Origin of the sequence: Acidovorax sp., from assembly GCF_034519795.1 — a bacterium.
GTDB lineage: Bacteria > Pseudomonadota > Gammaproteobacteria > Burkholderiales > Burkholderiaceae_C > Acidovorax.
Map to the genome: position 1 here is coordinate 40229 of NZ_JAXHOB010000024.1, position 17103 is coordinate 57331.

At 65.8% G+C, this 17103-nt stretch carries 16 protein-coding genes; 9 read left to right on the top strand and 7 right to left on the bottom strand.

Annotated features, from left to right (window positions below; all coding sequences use genetic code 11):
- Nucleotides 1-137: 137 nt before the first annotated feature.
- Together U5N23_RS26545 and U5N23_RS26550 are read right to left on the bottom strand one after the other, a co-directional pair.
- Nucleotides 138-431: a DUF4148 domain-containing protein gene (locus U5N23_RS26545; protein ID WP_322595706.1), complete on the bottom strand. Its 294-nt coding sequence runs from the start codon at nt 429-431 to the stop codon at nt 138-140.
- 77 nt (nt 432-508) lie between these two features.
- A complete protein-coding gene (locus U5N23_RS26550; protein ID WP_322595707.1) occupies nt 509-802 on the bottom strand; it encodes a DUF4148 domain-containing protein in 294 nt (97 codons plus the stop codon).
- A 414-nt stretch (nt 803-1216) separates the two neighbouring features.
- Here U5N23_RS26550 and U5N23_RS26555 point away from each other — a divergent pair, with 414 nt between their 5' ends.
- The 9 genes from U5N23_RS26555 to U5N23_RS26595 all read left to right on the top strand — a co-directional run bounded on the left by U5N23_RS26555 (nt 1217) and on the right by U5N23_RS26595 (nt 11192).
- A complete protein-coding gene (locus U5N23_RS26555) occupies nt 1217-2548 on the top strand; it encodes a sugar ABC transporter substrate-binding protein (RefSeq protein WP_322595708.1) in 1332 nt (443 codons plus the stop codon).
- A gap of 141 nt (nt 2549-2689) precedes the next feature.
- Nucleotides 2690-3550 (top strand): carbohydrate ABC transporter permease, encoded by an 861-nt coding sequence (locus U5N23_RS26560; protein WP_007859036.1) that lies wholly within the window; start codon nt 2690-2692, stop codon nt 3548-3550.
- Between the two features lie 19 nt (nt 3551-3569).
- Nucleotides 3570-4409, top strand: a complete 840-nt coding sequence (locus U5N23_RS26565; protein ID WP_322595709.1) for a carbohydrate ABC transporter permease — start codon at nt 3570-3572, stop codon at nt 4407-4409.
- 45 nt (nt 4410-4454) lie between these two features.
- On the top strand, nt 4455-5498 hold the full coding sequence (locus U5N23_RS26570; protein WP_322595710.1) for an ABC transporter ATP-binding protein: 1044 nt from the start codon (nt 4455-4457) through the stop codon (nt 5496-5498).
- Nucleotides 5495-6229, top strand: coding sequence for an SDR family oxidoreductase (locus tag U5N23_RS26575; RefSeq protein ID WP_322595711.1), 735 nt, complete (start codon nt 5495-5497; stop codon nt 6227-6229). The genes U5N23_RS26570 and U5N23_RS26575 overlap by 4 nt, the downstream gene beginning before the upstream one ends.
- Nucleotides 6230-6256: 27 nt before the next feature.
- On the top strand, nt 6257-7672 hold the full coding sequence (dalD, locus tag U5N23_RS26580) for a D-arabinitol 4-dehydrogenase (protein WP_322595712.1): 1416 nt from the start codon (nt 6257-6259) through the stop codon (nt 7670-7672).
- 39 nt (nt 7673-7711) lie between these two features.
- Nucleotides 7712-8650, top strand: coding sequence for an AraC family transcriptional regulator (locus U5N23_RS26585; protein WP_322595713.1), 939 nt, complete (start codon nt 7712-7714; stop codon nt 8648-8650).
- A 32-nt stretch (nt 8651-8682) separates the two neighbouring features.
- Nucleotides 8683-10158, top strand: a complete 1476-nt coding sequence (gene xylB, locus U5N23_RS26590) for a xylulokinase (RefSeq protein ID WP_322595714.1) — start codon at nt 8683-8685, stop codon at nt 10156-10158.
- 14 nt (nt 10159-10172) lie between these two features.
- Nucleotides 10173-11192: a carbohydrate kinase family protein gene (locus U5N23_RS26595; RefSeq protein ID WP_322595715.1), complete on the top strand. Its 1020-nt coding sequence runs from the start codon at nt 10173-10175 to the stop codon at nt 11190-11192.
- 37 nt (nt 11193-11229) lie between these two features.
- Here U5N23_RS26595 and U5N23_RS26600 read toward each other — a convergent pair whose 3' ends face one another.
- The 5 genes from U5N23_RS26600 to phnA form a co-directional block, all read right to left on the bottom strand.
- Entirely contained in the window at nt 11230-12618 is a 1389-nt protein-coding gene (locus tag U5N23_RS26600) for an FAD-dependent oxidoreductase (RefSeq protein ID WP_322595716.1), read from the bottom strand.
- Nucleotides 12619-12626: 8 nt separating this feature from the next.
- Nucleotides 12627-13196 carry a phosphonate degradation HD-domain oxygenase gene (locus tag U5N23_RS26605; protein WP_322595717.1) on the bottom strand — a complete coding sequence of 190 codons (570 nt, stop codon included), beginning with the start codon at nt 13194-13196 and terminating at the stop codon, nt 12627-12629.
- Nucleotides 13197-13262: 66 nt separating this feature from the next.
- Entirely contained in the window at nt 13263-14288 is a 1026-nt protein-coding gene (gene phnD / locus U5N23_RS26610; protein WP_322595718.1) for a phosphate/phosphite/phosphonate ABC transporter substrate-binding protein, read from the bottom strand.
- 119 nt (nt 14289-14407) lie between these two features.
- Nucleotides 14408-15856 carry a phosphonoacetaldehyde dehydrogenase gene (gene phnY / locus U5N23_RS26615; protein ID WP_322595719.1) on the bottom strand — a complete coding sequence of 483 codons (1449 nt, stop codon included), beginning with the start codon at nt 15854-15856 and terminating at the stop codon, nt 14408-14410.
- Between the two features lie 19 nt (nt 15857-15875).
- Complete coding sequence (gene phnA / locus U5N23_RS26620; protein ID WP_322595720.1) at nt 15876-17102, bottom strand: phosphonoacetate hydrolase; 1227 nt, start codon at nt 17100-17102, stop codon at nt 15876-15878.
- Between the last annotated feature and the right edge of the window lies 1 nt (nt 17103).

Below are 17103 nucleotides of genomic sequence, written 5' to 3' on the forward strand. Positions count from 1 at the left end.
AAACAACAAAGGCCCCGAAGGGCCTTGCTGAGGGTTGGCGACAGGGGCCATGGCCCGAGTACCAGGGGGAAACACTTCCACATGGTGGCGGCACCCACGACCGTGAGATGCCACCACCATGGGAAGGCCCGCAACTTTTACATCGAGCCGAGTTCGCCCGACGAGATCTTGCCCATGCGCACGGCGTCGGCAGCCTGGGCCTGCACGGCAGCGCGGTCGGCGGTCGATTGGTAGGACGCCACTCGCGAACCAGCAGGCTCGGTGCTGCGGGTCTTGGCCACGGTGGCGGCATCGGCCATCACTTCGACACGGGTGCGGCTGGTCTCGAACTTGGTGGCGAACTGCGAAGCATCGGCTTCGTCAGCCTGGGCACCGAAGGAAGCGAAAGCGGCAACAGCGGCAATGGAGAGGAAACGTGCGGTGGTGTTCATGGTGAAACTCCTGTGAAATTCAAAAAATAGGGACGAGGTACTGGTGAATACGGGGCAATGCGCCAACTGGATGCGAATTACAGTGCGCCGATTTCGCCGAAAGAGATCTGGCCGGTGCGCACAGCGTCAGCAGCCTGGGCACGCACGGCAGCGCGGTCAGCGGTCGACTTGTAGGTCACCACGCGGGAGCCAGCAGGCTCGATGCTGCGGGTCTGTGCCACGGTAGCGGCTTCAGCGGCCACTTCGGCGCGGGTGCGGCTGGTTTCGAACTTCGTTGCGAATTGCGAAGCATCGGCTTCGTCGGCCTGGGCACCGAAGGAAGCGAAAGCGGCAACAGCGGCGATGGAGAGGAAGCGTGCGGTCGTGTTCATGATGAAATCCTTGGAACAAAAAAGTGACTCAAAAAAACCGGGACAAAACCATTTCGAACCGGGTTCGGTGAGTCGCCTTGCGGGTTCGGCTCATCGATGGGTTGAACTGTACGCCGCAGGTGATCAAAGAAAAACCACCCAGTCGCAAACTGACTGTTCCAGTTTTGGAAACAGTGGTGGGGCGGCAAACGGCACGCCTTCCAGGCGCTGTTGGACACTCCCCTATCGCCACCACGCATACCCAGTTGACAGATCTAGGTGTAAATCCTGAGATTCTGGCGAAAATTAGTATGTGTATGGGTTTTCAAAGTATCAACTGAGCATCTGAGCATCGGTATCGTTCAGTCCACCAATGCCAGCCATTCGACCGGCGTTGAGTGGCAGATCCATACCAACTACGCAGGAGACGTTCCGATGCCCCGTTCCACCCGTCCACACACCCGCCTGGCCCTGGCCGTTGCCGCCCTGGCGGCATCGCTGTGCGGCGCCGCTGCGCATGCGCAGACCGAACTCGTGATTGCCACCGTGAACAACGGCCACATGATCGAGATGCAGAAATTGAGCAAGAACTTCGAGCAGGCCAACCCTGACATCAAGCTCAAGTGGGTCACTCTGGAAGAAGGCGTGCTGCGCCAGCGCGTGACGACCGATATCGCCACCAAGGGCGGTCAGTTCGACGTGATGACCATCGGCATGTACGAAGCCCCCATCTGGGGCAAGAAGGGCTGGCTGCAGGAGCTCAAGACCGACGCCGCCTACGACGTGGACGACCTGTTGCCTGCCATGCGCAACGGCCTGTCGGTCGATGGCAAGCTGTTTGCTGCCCCGTTCTACGGCGAAAGCTCGATGCTGATGTACCGCAAGGATCTGGCCGACAAGGCCGGCGTGCAGGTGCCCGAGCGCCCCACCTGGCCGCAGATCAAGGACCTGGCGGCCAAGATCCACGACCCCAAGAACGGCGTGTACGGCATCTGCCTGCGCGGCAAGCCGGGATGGGGTGACAACATGGCCTTCCTGACCACGCTGGTCAACACCTTCGGCGGCCAGTGGTTCGACATGCAGTGGAAGCCGCAGCTCGAATCCAAGCCCTGGAAGGACGCCATCAGCTTCTACGTGGACCTGCTCAAGAACTATGGCCCGCCTGGATCGGCGGCCAACAGCTTCAACGAAATCCTGGCGCTGACCAACTCCGGCAAGTGCGGCATGTGGATCGACGCGACCATCGCCGCGTCCTTTGTGAGCGACCCCAAGCAATCCAAGGTCGCCGACCAGATGGCGTTTGCCCAGGCCCCCACCATGAACACGCCCAAGGGCGCCAACTGGCTGTGGTCGTGGAACCTGGCCATTCCCGCCGGTTCGAAGAAGGTCGACGCCGCGCAGAAGTTCATCACCTGGTCGACCAGCAAGGACTACATCCAGCTCGTGGCCAAGACCAACGGCTGGGCCAACGTGCCCACCGGCACGCGCAAGAGCACCTACGCCAGCCCCGAGTTCCAGAAGGCAGCGCGCTTTGCCGCTGCCGAGAAGGTGGCCATCGACTCGGCCAACCCGACCGATTCGACCCTGCCCAAGAGCCCCTACGTGGGCGTGCAATTCGCGGCCATCCCTGAGTTCCAGGCGATCGGCATCGCCGTGGGCCAGCAGATGAGCGCGGCGCTCGCCGGCAAGACCAGCGTGGATGCGGCCCTCAAGGCCAGCCAGGTCTCCGCTGACCGTGAAATGAAGAAGGGCGGCTACTACAAGTAAGCCGCTGGCCGGCCGCCAATGGCTGACCGGGGCCCGCGACTCCTCGCTGCGCGCACGTGTGGCGGGGAGCTTCGGCCTCCGCCGTGCCTTGGTGGCGGCTTCCACCTTGTCTGGCAACGCCAGATTTCTCCCGGGATTCCCATGAACCGCCTGCTCCCCCGCCTGCTGCTCACGCCAGCCATGGCCACGCTCTTCCTGTGGATGATCGTGCCGCTGGTGATGACGATCTACTTCTCGCTGATCCGCTACAACCTGATGCAGCCGGACCAGACCGGCTTTGCAGGGCTGGAAAACTTCGAGTACTTCGTCACCGACCCTTCATTCGGCACGGCGGTGGTCAACACGCTGCTGCTGCTTGGCAGCGTGATCCTCATCACGGTGGTGTTCGGCATCGCCATCGCGCTGCTCATCAACGAGCCGTTCGCGGGCCGGGGCATCGTGCGGGTGCTGTTGATCTCGCCGTTTTTCGTCATGCCCACGGTGAACGCGCTGATGTGGAAGAACATGATGATGAACCCCATCTACGGCGTGCTCGCGCAGGTGTGGATGTTCTTCGGCGCGCAGCCGGTGGACTGGCTCACGGACCACCCGCTGTTCTCGGTCATCGTCATGGTGTCCTGGCAGTGGCTGCCCTTTGCCACGCTGATCTTCATGACCGCGCTGCAGAGCATGAACCACGAGCAGCTCGAGGCCTCGCGCATGGACGGCGCCAACTACCTGCAGCAGCTGCGCTACCTGTACGTGCCGCACCTGGCGCGCTCGGTGGCCGTGGTGGTGATGATCGAGCTGATTTTTTTGCTGAGCATCTTCGCCGAGATCTACACCACCACGGGGGGTGGACCGGGCGATGCGAGCACCAACGTCACCTTCCTGATCTTCAAGCAGGCGCTGCTCAATTTCGACGCGGGCGTGGCCTCGGCGGGCGCGCTGTTCGCCGTGGTCCTGGCCAACATCGCAGCGGTGTTCCTGATCCGCATGGTCGGCAAGAACCTCGACAAATAAAAGAAGAAGGACCACCGACATGACCACCCGACGCCGATCCTCCTACCCCCTGGGCCTGCTGGCCCTGCGCACCGTGGCCGCCTGGGGCGTGGCCCTGCTGCTGTTCTTCCCGCTGGCCTGGCTGCTGCTCACCGCGTTCAAGACCGAGCTGCAGGCCATTGCCGTGCCGCCGCAGCTGTTCTTCGTCCCCACGCTCGAAAACTTCCACGAGGTGCAGGAGCGCAGCGACTACCTGCTGTACGCCAAGAACTCGGTCATCACCAGTGTGCTCTCCACCCTGGTGGGGCTCATGCTGGCGGCGCCTGCAGCCTATGCCATGGCCTTCTTCAAGGGCAAGTACACCAAGGACATCCTGATGTGGATGCTCTCCACCAAGATGATGCCCGCCGTGGGCGCACTGGTGCCCATCTACGTGCTGGCGCAAAAGAGCCACCTGCTCGACACGCAGCTGGTGCTGATCATCGTGTTCGCGCTGTCCAACCTGCCCATCATGGTGTGGATGCTGTATTCGCACTTCAAGGACATCCCGCGCGAGATACTGGAGGCCGCGCGCATGGACGGCGCCACCCTGTGGCAGGAGGTGCGCCTGGTGCTGCTGCCCCTGGGCATGGGCGGCCTGGCCTCCACCGGCCTCTTGTGCCTGGTGCTGTCGTGGAACGAGGCCTTCTGGAGCCTGAACCTGAGCGCCGCCAAGGCTGGCACGCTGGCCACGCTGATCGCCTCGTACTCCAGCCCCGAGGGTCTGTTCTGGGCCAAGCTGTCTGCCGCCTCGCTGATGGCCATTGCGCCCATCGTGGTGTTTGGCTGGTTCAGCCAGAAACAGCTCGTTCAGGGCCTGACCTTCGGTGCGGTCAAGTAAGCCGCAGTTTCCCCCCAGTTTTCAAGATTTCAGGAACCCGATTCCATGGCCTATCTCCAACTGCGCGGCATCGAGAAATTCTTCGGTGAGCACCGCGCCATCAAGGGCATCGACCTCACCATCCAGCAAGGCGAGTTCATCGTCTTCGTCGGCCCGTCGGGCTGCGGCAAGTCCACGCTGCTGCGCCTGATCGCGGGGCTGGAGAACATCGACGGCGGCTCGCTCATGCTCGATGGCCGCGACATCACCGACCAGCCTTCGAGCAAACGCGACCTGGCCATGGTGTTCCAGAGCTACGCGCTGTACCCGCACATGAGCGTGTACGAGAACATGAGCTTCGCGCTCAAGCTCGCCAAGGTGGATCCGGCCATCGTGCGCGAGAAGGTCGAGCGCGCCGCCGCCATCCTGAACCTCACCACCTACCTGGAGCGCACGCCCAAGGAGCTGTCGGGCGGGCAGCGCCAGCGCGTGGCCATCGGCCGTGCCATCGTGCGCGCGCCCAAGGTGTTCCTGTTCGACGAGCCACTGTCCAACCTGGACGCCGCGCTGCGCGGCCAGACCCGCGTGGAGATCGCCAAGCTGCACCGCGACCTGGGCGCCACCACCATCTACGTCACGCACGACCAGGTGGAGGCCATGACCCTGGCCGACCGCGTGGTGGTGCTGCGCGACGGGCTCATCGAGCAGGTCGGCACACCGCTGGAGCTGTACGACAAGCCGGCCAACCAGTTCGTCGCCCAGTTCATCGGCACGCCGCAGATGAACGTGGTGCCCTTGCAGCAGCTGCCCGCGCCGGTGCAGCAGCAGGCACCGGCCGGTGCGGCGGGCGGTGCCATCGGCCTGCGGCCGGAAAACATCGCGGTGCGCAGCACCGGCACGACGCCGGTGAGCGGGCAGGTGGACCTGATCGAAGCACTGGGCGCCGAAACGCTGATCTACGTGAGCACCCCCGGCGGTGCGCAGTTCGTCTCGCGCCAGAACGACCGCACCGGCCTGCGCGCGGGCGATGCGGTGAGCCTGGACATCGACGCCTCGCAGGCGCACTGGTTCGACCCGGCGGGCCACGTCGTGGCGGGGCAGGGCGCGTGACCGCCGTGCATCCCCTGCAAGGCCAGGTCGCTGCCATCACCGGTGCGGCCTCGGGCATCGGTTTTGCCAGCGCGAAGGCCATGGCCGATGCCGGTGCGCGCGTGGTGCTGATCGACCGCGATGAAGCCGTACTGGCCAGGGCCTGCGCCACCATCGGCGAGCGCGCCTCGCCGGTGGTGCTGGACCTGCTCGACGCGAAACAGTGTGCGAGCCTGCTGGCGCGCACGCTGGCCATTGCGGGCCAGCTCGACATCTTCCATGCGAATGCGGGGCTCTACGTGGGCGGAGATCTGGTCGATGCCGACCCCGATGCCATCGACCGCATGCTGCAGCTCAACGTCAACGTGGTGATGAAGAACGTGCACAACGTGCTGCCCCACATGATCGAACGCGGCCGCGGGGACATCATCGTCACGAGCTCGCTCGCCGCCCATTTCCCCACGCCGTGGGAGCCCGTCTACGCATCCTCCAAGTGGGCCGTGAACTGCTTCGTGCAGACCGTGCGCCGCCAGGTGTTCAAGCACGGCATCCGCGTGGGCGCCATCTCGCCGGGCCCGGTCATCACCTCGCTGCTGGCCGACTGGCCCACTGAAAAGCTCGAAGAAGCCAAGGCCAATGGCAGCCTCATCGAGGCCGCCGAAGTGGCCGAGGTGGTGCTGTTCATGTTGACCCGGCCACGCGGCATGACCATCCGCGACGTGGTGATGATGCCCACGAATTTCGACCTCTGAGATCCCTCTTCTTCGCATTCACGCACCATGAATTTCATCCTGCACCTGGGCCTGGGCTCGTTCCACCGCGCCCACCAGGCCGTCTATGTTCACGAACTGCGCCAGTTGGGCCAGCCCCAGGATGGGGGCTGGGCCATCGTGGGTGGCAACCTGCGCCCCGACATGGCCGAGACCATCGCGGCGCTTGAGGCCCAAGGCGGGCGCTACACGCTGGAGACCGTCACGCCCCAGGGCGAGCGCAGCTACACCCGCATCGAATCCATCGAGCGCGTGATCCCCTACCAGGACGACCTGGCGCCGTTGATCGCTGCCGGAGCCGATGCCGCCACGCGCATCATCTCGTTCACGGTGACCGAAGCCGGCTACTACCTGGATGCCGACAACCAGCTCGACTGGGCCACGTTCCCGGACCTGCGCGCCGACCTCGCGGCAGTCCAGGCCGGCCAGGCGGGCCACAGCATCTACGGCGCGCTGGTGAGCATCCTGCGTGCGCGCATGCGCGCCGGTGCCGGTCCGGTCACGCTGATGAACTGCGACAACCTGCGCCACAATGGCGAGCGCTCGCGCGGCGGCCTGCTGCAGTTCATCGACGCGCTGGGCGATGCCACGCTCAAGGCCTGGGTGCTTGCGCACAGCAGCAGCCCCAACGCCATGGTCGACCGCATCACGCCGCGCCCCACACCCGACGTGGCCGAGCGCGTGAAGGCCGCCACCGGCTGGGATGACAAGGCGGCGCTCATGGGCGAGAGCTTCATCCAGTGGGTGATCGAGGACCAGTTCATTGCCGGGCGCCCTGCGTGGGAGAAGGTGGGCGTGGAGATGGTGGATTCGGTGCAGGCTTACGAGGAGGCCAAGATCCGCCTGCTCAACGCCACCCACAGCTGCATCGCCTGGGCGGGCACGCTGGCGGGCTACCGGTACATCCACGAAGGCACGCACGACGCCGCCATCCGCCAGATGGCCTACGACTACGTGACCGACGATGCGATCCCCGTGCTCCACACCCCTGAGCAGCCGTGCCCCATCAACCTGGAGCAGTACCGCGACGTGGTGCTGGACCGCTTCGGCAACCCCGCCATCGCCGACACCAACCAGCGCGTGGCCATGGATGCGTTCTCCAAGATCCCCGGCATGATCGCGCCCACCATCCGTGACCAGTTGGCTCGCAACGGTTCGTTCGACAGCGTTGCCATGCTGCCGGCGCTGTTCCTGGCCTACCTGCAGCGCTGGCATGCCGGGCAGATCCCCTACGACTACCAGGACCAAGCCATGGACCCGGCCGTGGCCCATGCGATCTGCGATGCGGCCGACCCGGTGGCGGCATACGCCGCCGACCCGACGCTGTGGGGCGAGATGGCCTGGGAGCCGCGCCTGGTCGCCACGCTGCGCAAGGCCTTCGCCCGCGTGCAGGCCTTCGTGGCCGAGCGTGCAGGGCGCGGGTGATTGCTGTAAGTTGAGCGGCTTGTCCACAGGAATGACGCCATGACCGTGAAGACGACACCTGTCTCCCCACGCCAGACCAAGCCCGAGCTGGAGCACGATTATGTGCGCTCGCCCGAGCTGGGCTACGAGCCGCCGGAAACCGTGGGCTTCATCCGCTGCCTGTCGCACGGCTTTCCCACGCCGCTGGCGCGCTGGCATTACCACGATGAGTACGAGCTGCACCTGATCACCGCCACCTCGGGCAAGGTGTTCGTGGGCGACTGGATCGGCCAGTTCCAGCCGGGCCATCTGGTGCTGACCGGGCCGCGCCTGCCGCACAACTGGATCAGCATGGACCTGCCCGAGGGCGGCGTGCCGCTGCGCGACCTGGTGATCCAGTTCTCGCACGCCCCGCTCGTGGCCAGCAGCGAGAGCATTCCCGAGCTGCGCGAGGTGCTGCCCCTGCTGGAGCGGGCCCGCCACGGCATCGAATTCTTTGGCATGGAGGCACAGGCGCAGGAGCATTGGCAGCGCATCAAGGCACGCCAGGGCCTGGCCCGGTTCGGCGCGTTCTGCGAGTTCCTGAGCGACCTGGCCCGCTGTACCGACTTTCGGCTGCTGTCGAGCACGCAGCTGCAAAGCGAGGACAACGACACCCAGCTCGACCAGATCAATGCCATCGTGAGCCGTATCACTGATCACCTGGCGGAGCCCCTGTCGGCCGCCGACCTGGCGCAGGAGCTGGGCATGACCGAGAGCCGCTTCTCGCGTTTCTTTCGCCGGGCCACAGGCAATACCTTCACCGACTTCGTGAACCTGGTGCGCGTGAACCGCGCCTGCCAGCTGCTCATGGAGTCCGAGCGCTACATCACCCACATCGCCTACGACGTGGGCTTCAACAACATGGCCAACTTCAACCGCCGCTTCCTGGACATCAAGGGCATGACGCCCAGCGAGTACCGCAAGCAGGGTGCGGGTCGTTTCGGGATCAAGGCATGACTGCACTTCTCCCACGGTTTCAGGAGTAGTGCATGTACTTGGGTATTGACTTGGGCACCTCGGGTGTCAAGCTGCTGTTGCTTGGCGAAGACCAGCAGGTGCATGCCGTGGCCGATGCGCCCGTGCCCCAGCACCGACCCCAGCCGACCTGGAGCGAGCAGCACCCGGCCCACTGGCTGGCCGCCGCCGAGGCTGCCGTGGCGCAGCTGCGTGCGCAGGCGCCCGATGCCTGGGCCCGGGTGCGCGGTGTGGGCCTGTCGGGCCACATGCACGGCGCCGTGGTGCTGGGCGCGCAGGGCGAGGTGCTGCGCCCCGCCATCCTCTGGAACGATGGCCGCGCAGCGGCCGAATGCGCCGAGCTGGAGCAGGCCGTGCCCGCCTCGCGCCAGATCACCGGCAACCTGGCCATGCCCGGCTTCACCGCGCCCAAGCTGCTGTGGCTGCGCACGCACGAGCCCAAGGTCTTCGCGCGCATTCGCAGCGTGCTGCTGCCCAAGGACTGGCTGCGCCTGCAGCTCACGGGCGATGCGGTGAGCGACATGTCCGATGCGTCGGGCACCCTGTGGCTGGACGTGGCGCGCCGCGACTGGAGCGACACCCTGCTGGCCGCCTGCGGCCTGACCTGCGCCCACATGCCGCGCCTGGCCGAGGGCAGCGATGCCACGGGCACCTTGCGTGCCGACGTGGCCGCCCGCTGGGGCCTGCCGCCCGGCGTGGTGGTGGCCGCCGGCGCCGGCGACAACGCCGCCAGTGCGGTCGGCGTGGGCGCGCGGCAGGTGGGGCAGGGCTTCGTGTCACTAGGCACCTCGGGCGTGGTCTTCCGGGTGGTGGATCGTTTCGCGCCTGCCACCGAACGCGCGGTGCACACCTTTGCGCATGCGCTGCCTGGCCGCTGGCACCAGATGGCCGTCATGCTCAGCGCGGCCAGCGCCTTTGGCTGGCTGGCACGCATCACTGGGCAACCCGAGGCCCAGCTGTCCGCCGCGGTGCAGGGCATGGACCTTGCACGCCATGCGCAGGCCCCGCTCTTTCTGCCCTACCTGAGCGGCGAGCGCACGCCCCACAACAATGCCGCTGCCACCGGCGTCTTCATGGGCCTGCGCGCCGAGCACGATGCCACCGACATGGCCTGTGCCGTGATGGAGGGCGTGGGCTTTGGCCTCATGGACGGACTGCAGGCCATGCAGGCAGCGGCGGGCGAGGTGGAGGGCGCCGCCTCGGCTGCGCCGCTGGCCCTGGTGGGCGGCGGTGCCCGCAGCGATGCCTGGGCCCAGTTGCTGGCCAGCGGCCTGGGCTGCACACTGGAGCGGCCGGACGGCGCCCACGCCGCCGCCGCCCTGGGCGCCGCGCGCCTGGCCGCCATGGCCTGCGGTGGTGCCGAAGCCCTGTGGTGCCAGGGCCTGCCGGCCGATGCCCGCTTTTCCCCCGAGCCCGCACAGCAGGCCTTGCTGCAGGAGCGCCATGCGCGCTTCAAGGCGCTGTACCCTGCGCTGCTGCCCCATTTCTGAACCGTTCTTTGTCCATGTCCACATATTCCCCCGTGCAGGTCGCCATTGCCGGCGAAGCGCTGATCGACCTCATCGGCCGTGCCGACGGCAACTACGAGCCCTGCCTGGGCGGTGCGCTCTACAACCTGGCCCGCGCGCTGGCGCGCCAGGGCGTGGGCACGCAGTACCTCAACCCCTTGTCACGCGACCGCTGGGGCCGTGAACTGGCGGCACAGCTCGCGGCCGATGGCGTGCAACTGGCCCTGCCCACCCCCGTGGGCGAGGTCACCTCGCTGGCCGTGGTCAATCTCACCGAGCACGGCCACCCCGACTACGCCTTCTACCGCGAAGGTGTGGCCGACCGCACCGTGAGCGCTGCGGGGCTCAACGCCGCCTGTGCGGCGCACGGTGGCGTACTGCAGCTGGTGTGCACCGGCGCCCTGGCCCTGGATGCGCGCGATGCCGCCATCTACCTGCCCTGGCTGCAGGCCCAGCGCGCCGCCGGCCGCTGCGTGGTGGTGGACGCCAACCTGCGCCCTTCCGTCATGCCCGACCTGCCCGCTTACCGCGCCCAGGTCCAAGCGGCCCTGGCCGAGGCGCACATCATCAAGGCCAGCGACGAAGACCTGGACCACCTGCAGGTGCCCGGCACCGAACCCCTGGAGCGCGCGCGCCACCTGCTGGCTGCCAACCCCCGCGCAAGCCTCATGGCCCTGACCCTGGGCGGCGAAGGTGCCTGGCTGCTGCAGCAAGGGGAGGGTGCAGCCCAGTGGTTTGCCAGGGAAGCCCAACCCCTGGCCGTGGTCGATACCGTGGGCGCGGGCGACAGCTTTCTTGCGGGTCTGCTCGCTGACCTGCTCAAGCAATACGCCAACGCGCCTGCAGGCTTCGCGGCCTTCGTTGCAGGCCTTTCCGCCGAGCAGTGCCAGCAGGCCTTGCGCCATGCCCTGGCCAGCGCCAGCCTGTGCGTGCAGGAGCGCGGCTGCGTGCCGCCGGACTGGCAGGCGGCGCAGGATTGGGCGGTGCAGCACCCAGCGCTGTGCCAACGGCCCTGAACGGGGCCTTCAGCCATGAGTTTGGACAGACGGGTCGTCAGGCCTTGTCGGCTTTGCCGGCAGCGCTGGCCAGTTTGCTGAGCATCCGGTCCGCCAACCAGGGTTGGCGGTCTTCATCCTCCGCCAGCTCCTTGCGGCGGATGGCGTTGCGCACGACGATGGAGCCCATGAAGCGCAGTGGCTCCGGCGGGAAATGGCCCAGCGGGCCGCTTGTCAGCGGGCTGCGCGTCCACGCGTTGTCCTGGTCCAGCACCAGGGACGACAGGATCTGCCCCCCCATGTAGGTGGGACCGACGCCATTGCCCGAATAGCCAAAGCCATAGTAGATATGGGGCGCACCGTTGAGGCGGCCGAAGAAGGGGAATCCCGTCACCGAGCGGTCCGACGGCCCGTTCCAGCTGGCGGTGATCGGCGTGTTGCGAAGGGCCGGGAAGAACGAATGCAGGGCGCGCGTCAACTCGGCCTCGTAGGGCGAGCGCTCGTCGAACACCCGCGCCATGCGGCCACCCCAGGCAAAGGTGTTGCCGCCCTTGCCCAGCATGAGGCGGCCGTCCATGGTGCTGCGGTAGTAGTACACGAAGGTGCGGGAGTCGAGGACCGAAATGCCGTTGTCGAGCCCGATGGCCTTGAGCAGGTCCGGGCATTTCTCGGTGATGACCATGTCGCTCGACACGATGGCGATGCTGCGCTCGAACTGGGCAAAGGCACTGGCCATCCATGCGTTCATCGCCAGGACCAGCTTCTTCGCCTTGACCGTGCCACTCGGCGTGCGCACCACGGTGGGTTGGTCGCTGCTGAAGTCCAGCATCGGCGTGCGTTCATGGATGCGGATGCCCATGGCCAGCGCCACACGCCGCAGCCCGCGCACCAGCTTGCCCGGATGCACGGTGGCCGCAACCGGCGAGAACACCCCGGCCAGGTTGCGCGCCGAGCCGGACCGCGAGGCCACTTCGTGCGCAGGAAGGTGCTGGTAGGAGTGGATGCCGCGCGCCTGCAGCGCCTGCACCATTGGATCCAGCGTGCCGATCTGGGCCTGGGAGGTCGCGGTGTACAGCGTACCGTCCTGCCGAAACTCGGCGTCGATGCCATGCGCCCGGCAGAAGTCGCCGATGTGCCCTACCGCAGCCTCCGATGCCTTGACCAGGCGCACTGCCTCGGCTTCTCCAAACAAGCGGTGCAGGGTGAGGAACTTGGCAGACCAGGTGAGCAGGCATCCGCCATTGCGCCCGCTGGCGCCGGCGCCGCAAAGGTCGCTCTCAAGGATCACGATATCGAGTTCGGGGGCCTGCAGCTTGGTCTGGATGGCCGTCCACAGACCCGTGAAGCCCCCGCCCACGATGCATACGTCGGCACTGTGCTCGCCCTGCAGGGCCGGGGCCAGGTCGCCGTCATTGAACAGCGCTTGCTCGATCCAGAAGGGACGCATGGGTATCCTCAGGAGGCTGTGCGCAGGCCATGCTCGGCAGCGCTGATTTCGAGATGGCGCACGAAGTGCTCGAGAGAAGGGGTATCTGCGATGGCCGATTTGGCCATGTCGTCCCAGCGCCGCAAGCGGACCGCATCCATGGCATGGGGCAATGCCTCGAAGGCCGTGGCCTGCGCCTCATTGAAGACACCTCCTTGCAATTGCAGGCTGCGCTTGGAGTCGGGCGAAAGGGCTTCCAGGTAGCCCGGCTCGCGCGCGCACAGGAAGCGCTTGGCGTCCACGTGCAGCCGTATCGGCTCCAGCGTCCCTGGACCAAAAAGTGCGCGAAGAAACGGCACGCAGCGGTACTGGTGCAGATCGTCCAGTCCCTGCTGGGTGGGCGTGCCGCCCAGCCCGTGCAGCAGGTGGCCCAGATCGTGCAGCAACGCGGCCGCTATCAGGGCGCTGTCGGCGCCAGCGCGCTCGGCCAGGTCGGCGGACTGCAGCGCATGCTCGAGTTGCGTCACGGGTTCGCCGTCGTACTGGGCATGGCCCTTGGACAGGAAAAGACCGGTAATGTCCGGGATGGTGAGACTCATGGTGGGCGGCTCGTGGGGTGTTTCAGGGAGACGGTCTATTTCGTCAGGTGCTCATGCAGAGCGGCGTCACGGACTTTCCAGGCGGGTGGCGTTCAGCACGGTATCCAGCCGCGCCGCGCGCTTGGTCAGGCCATCCATCACGGACTGAAACCGCTCCGGCGAATTCGCCTTGCCGTCCATGGCGGTGGTCAGCATCTGAAAGAGTTCCAGGTCCACCACGGGGCGCAGCTGGTAGTTGGAGGAGGCCCGGAAGCCCGAAAGCCCATTGATGGCTTTCAAGGCGGCTTTCTCCGCATCGCTGCGCCCATAGGCGATGAAAAATTTCCGAATGCGCTGTTGCGTGGCGGTGGGAAGGTCCTTGCGGTAGAGGACGGGATCGTTGGGGATCAACGGCGATTCCCAGATCACACGCACGCGCGCCAGCTTGTCAGGAAACTCGGCCTGGTAGCGGGGAAGCTCTTCCGTGTTGTTCGTCGCAAGATCCACCCGCCCGTCTGCAACCGCCAGAAAGTTGTCCAGATGGTTCGCATGGGTGATCTGCTTGAAGTGCTTTTGCGGCTCTATCTTGTTCTTGGCGAACACGTAGTAGTTGGGCACCAGGTAGCCGGAGGTGGACTTCTTGTCACCCGACCCGAAGCTGTAGACGCCAGGGCGGCCAAGCACATCGGCCAGCGACTGGATGGGGCCATCTTTGCGGGCAAAGAGAACGGAACGGTAGCCACGGGAACCGTCGAGCCTGACCATCTGTGCGAAGACGGTCGCACGATCGCTTTCCACCAGATCAATCGCCAGCTTGTTGTTGAGCCATGCCATCTGGATGCGTCCCTCCATCAGCGCACTGGAAATGTCTGCGTAGTTTTTGGACGCAAGTACCTTGACAGGGGTTTGCAGCTCCTTCGCGAGAGCTTCCGTGAAAGGTCTCCAGTCTTCGACGACCTTCTCGAAGCTTCCCGCCACAATCAGTCCGAGGGTCAGCGTGGAATCTTTCTCTGCCGCGCTCGCTGCGAAGGGGGCCAGCAAGGCGAGCAGCACAAGAGCACAAAAGCGCTGGCGGGTGTGGGCCGTGCGAAACGGTCGTTCATTGGCATCCATAGAAATGCATCCTTGGTCTCGAACATGGCCAACCCCCGAAATTTTTCAGGGCCCTCTGCACGGCGCCTCGCGGCCCCGTGCGGCCTCCCGCAGCGGTGGTGGCCGATGGCGCTGGGGCACTACCAGGGCAGTGAATAGGTCTTGGTGTTGGTGAAGCTCTTCATCGCCTCCAGCACCCCTTCCTTGTAGCCCAGGCCGGAGTCCTTGATGCCGCCGAACGGCGTCAGCTCCAGCCGGTAGCCGGGCACTTCGCGCACGTTCACGCTGCCGACATTCAACTCGCGGATGAAGCGCGTGATGTGGTCCAGCCGATTGGTGCATACCGAGGACGAGAGGCCATAGGCCGTGCCATTCGAGATGCGGATCGCGTCGTCGATGTCCTTGAAGCGGATCACCGGAGACACCGGCCCGAAGGTCTCCTGCTTGGCGACGGTCATCTCGGGGTCCACGCAGTCGAGCACCGTCGGTGCATAGAGCGCACCCTGGCGCTCGTTGCCGCACAGCAGTTTCGCGCCGGCCGCGATGGCTTCGTTGACCACCGCTTCGAAGTGCTTTGCGGCCGCTTCGTCGATCACCGTGCCCATGTCGGTCTTTGGATCCATCGGATCGCCGTACTTCAACGCCCGGGTCTTTGCGACCAGCAATTCAACGAACTGGTCGGCCACGGCCTCGTGCACCAGCATGCGCTTGATCGCCGTGCAGCGCTGGCCCGAGTTCTTGTAGGAGCCGCTGGCAGCGAGTGTTGCCGCCTCTTCGATATCGGCATCGTCCATCACGATGATGGGGTCGTTGCCGCCGAGTTCGAGAATCTGCCGCTTGTAGGCGGCTTTGCCGGCGATGTACTTGCCGATGGCCACGCCGCCGGTGAAGGTCACCAGATCGACGTCCGGGCTGGTCAGCATCTCGTCGGCGATCTCGCGTGGATCGCCGGTGAGGACCGACAGCATGGGCGGCGGAAGGCCCGCTTCGTACAGGATGTCGGCCAGGATGAAGGCGGTGAGCGGCGTCTTCTCGCTGGGCTTGAGGACCAGGCGGTTGTTGGTGGCGATGGAGGGCGCGACCTTGTGGATGACCTGGTTCAGCGGGTGGTTGAACGGCGTGATGGCCGTGATCGCGCCCAGCAGTGGCTCCTTGAGGGTATAGACCTTGCGGCTCTTGCCGTGGTGCGTGAGGTCGCAGGAGAACACCTGCCCGTCGTCGACCAGCGCCTGGTTGGCCGCGAACAGCAGCACATCGGAGGCACGGCCCACTTCATACAGCGAGTCCTTGCGGCACAGGCCCGATTCGAGCGTGATGGTGCGCGATATCTCGTCCAGGCGCGAGGCGATGATCTCGCCCGCCCGCATCAGAATCTTGTAGCGCTCGTAGCGCGTCAGCGTGGGTTTGTAGTCCCGGGCGATGCGGTAGGCCCGCCTCACATCGTCCAGTGTGGCCTTGGGCACGGTGGCGATCACTTCACCGGTGTAGGGGTAGGTGACCTCGATGCTGCGGTCGCAGTGGACCCGTTCACCGGCGATGCGCAATGCTTCGTGGTGGATGGGCGCCGGCTTCAGACTGGGTTGGCTCATGGAGTGCTCCGCAATGCGGTTACTGGGCGTGGTTCAGCGCGATGTCGAGGGCATCGAAATTGCGCAGCCGGCGGCTGGATGCGATGCCTGTGACGGGGCGGTTGCAGATCAGCGGCACGCGCTGCTCGGAGACGCCGCCATGGGAGCGCAGCGGAACCTCCAGCGCCGACAGGTCATGCCGGCTGGCCGAGGTGCCGATCACCGTATCGCGATTGCTGACCACGACGATGTCGCCGATGCGGTCGGGTGGCAGCTCGAAGCGCTTGGCGGCCTCGGCCCGCGACAGGACGGACTCCATGCCCGGCACCTGCTTGATGCGCTCGATCCACTGCGCGGCGGTGGACTCATCGGGGGCGTAGACGGTGGCAAAGGAGCCGAGTGCGCCGTGGTGCACCACGTAGGGGTCGGTGATGGGCAGGATCACCCGTGCCTTCTCGGGGCCGTACCATTCGTCGAGCACGTCCTGCAGGTAGATGACGTTGGGCGAGCCGTCGGCACCGTGCTTGTCGTTCATGCCATGGTCGGCCGTCAGCACGATGGTGGCGCCCAGTTCGTCAAGCTGCGCCAGGTAGCCATCCATCATGGCGTAGAACGCATTCGCTGCAGGGCTGCCGGGCGCCGCCTTGTGCTGGACGTAGTCGGTGGTCGAAAGGTACATCAGGTGCGGGCGGCTCGACTCCATCAGCTTGACACCCGCTGCGAAGACGAACTCCGACAGCTCCGCGCTGTAGACGGAAGGCACCGGCATGCCCACCATGTTCACCACGTCGTCGATGCCGTTCTCTTCGATGGTCGCCTGGTCGGACTTCTCGGAAGAAAAGCAGATCCCCTTCATCTTGTGGCCCAGCAGCTTGCGCAGCTTGTCCTTGGCGGTGACCACCGCCACCTTCGCGCCTTGATCGGCAAACGCTGCCAGGATGGTGCCTGCGCGCAGGTACTTGGGGTCGTTCATCATCACTTCCTGGCCGAGGTCGCGGTCGAAGAAGTAGTTGCCGCAGATGCCATGGACCGAGGGCGGAGCACCGGTGACGATCGACAGGTTGTTCGGGTTGGTGAACGAGGGAACCACGCAGTCGGCCAGCAGGTCCGCACCGTTTTTGCGCATGCGCGCCAGATAGGGCGCCACGCCTGCGGCAATGGCTGCATCGAGGTAGGCGGGCTCGCAGCCGTCCACGCAAACGATGACGATCGGGCGCAGCATCCAGCGGTAGCTGCGGGCGTTGACTTGCAGTGTCTCCTGGGTCATT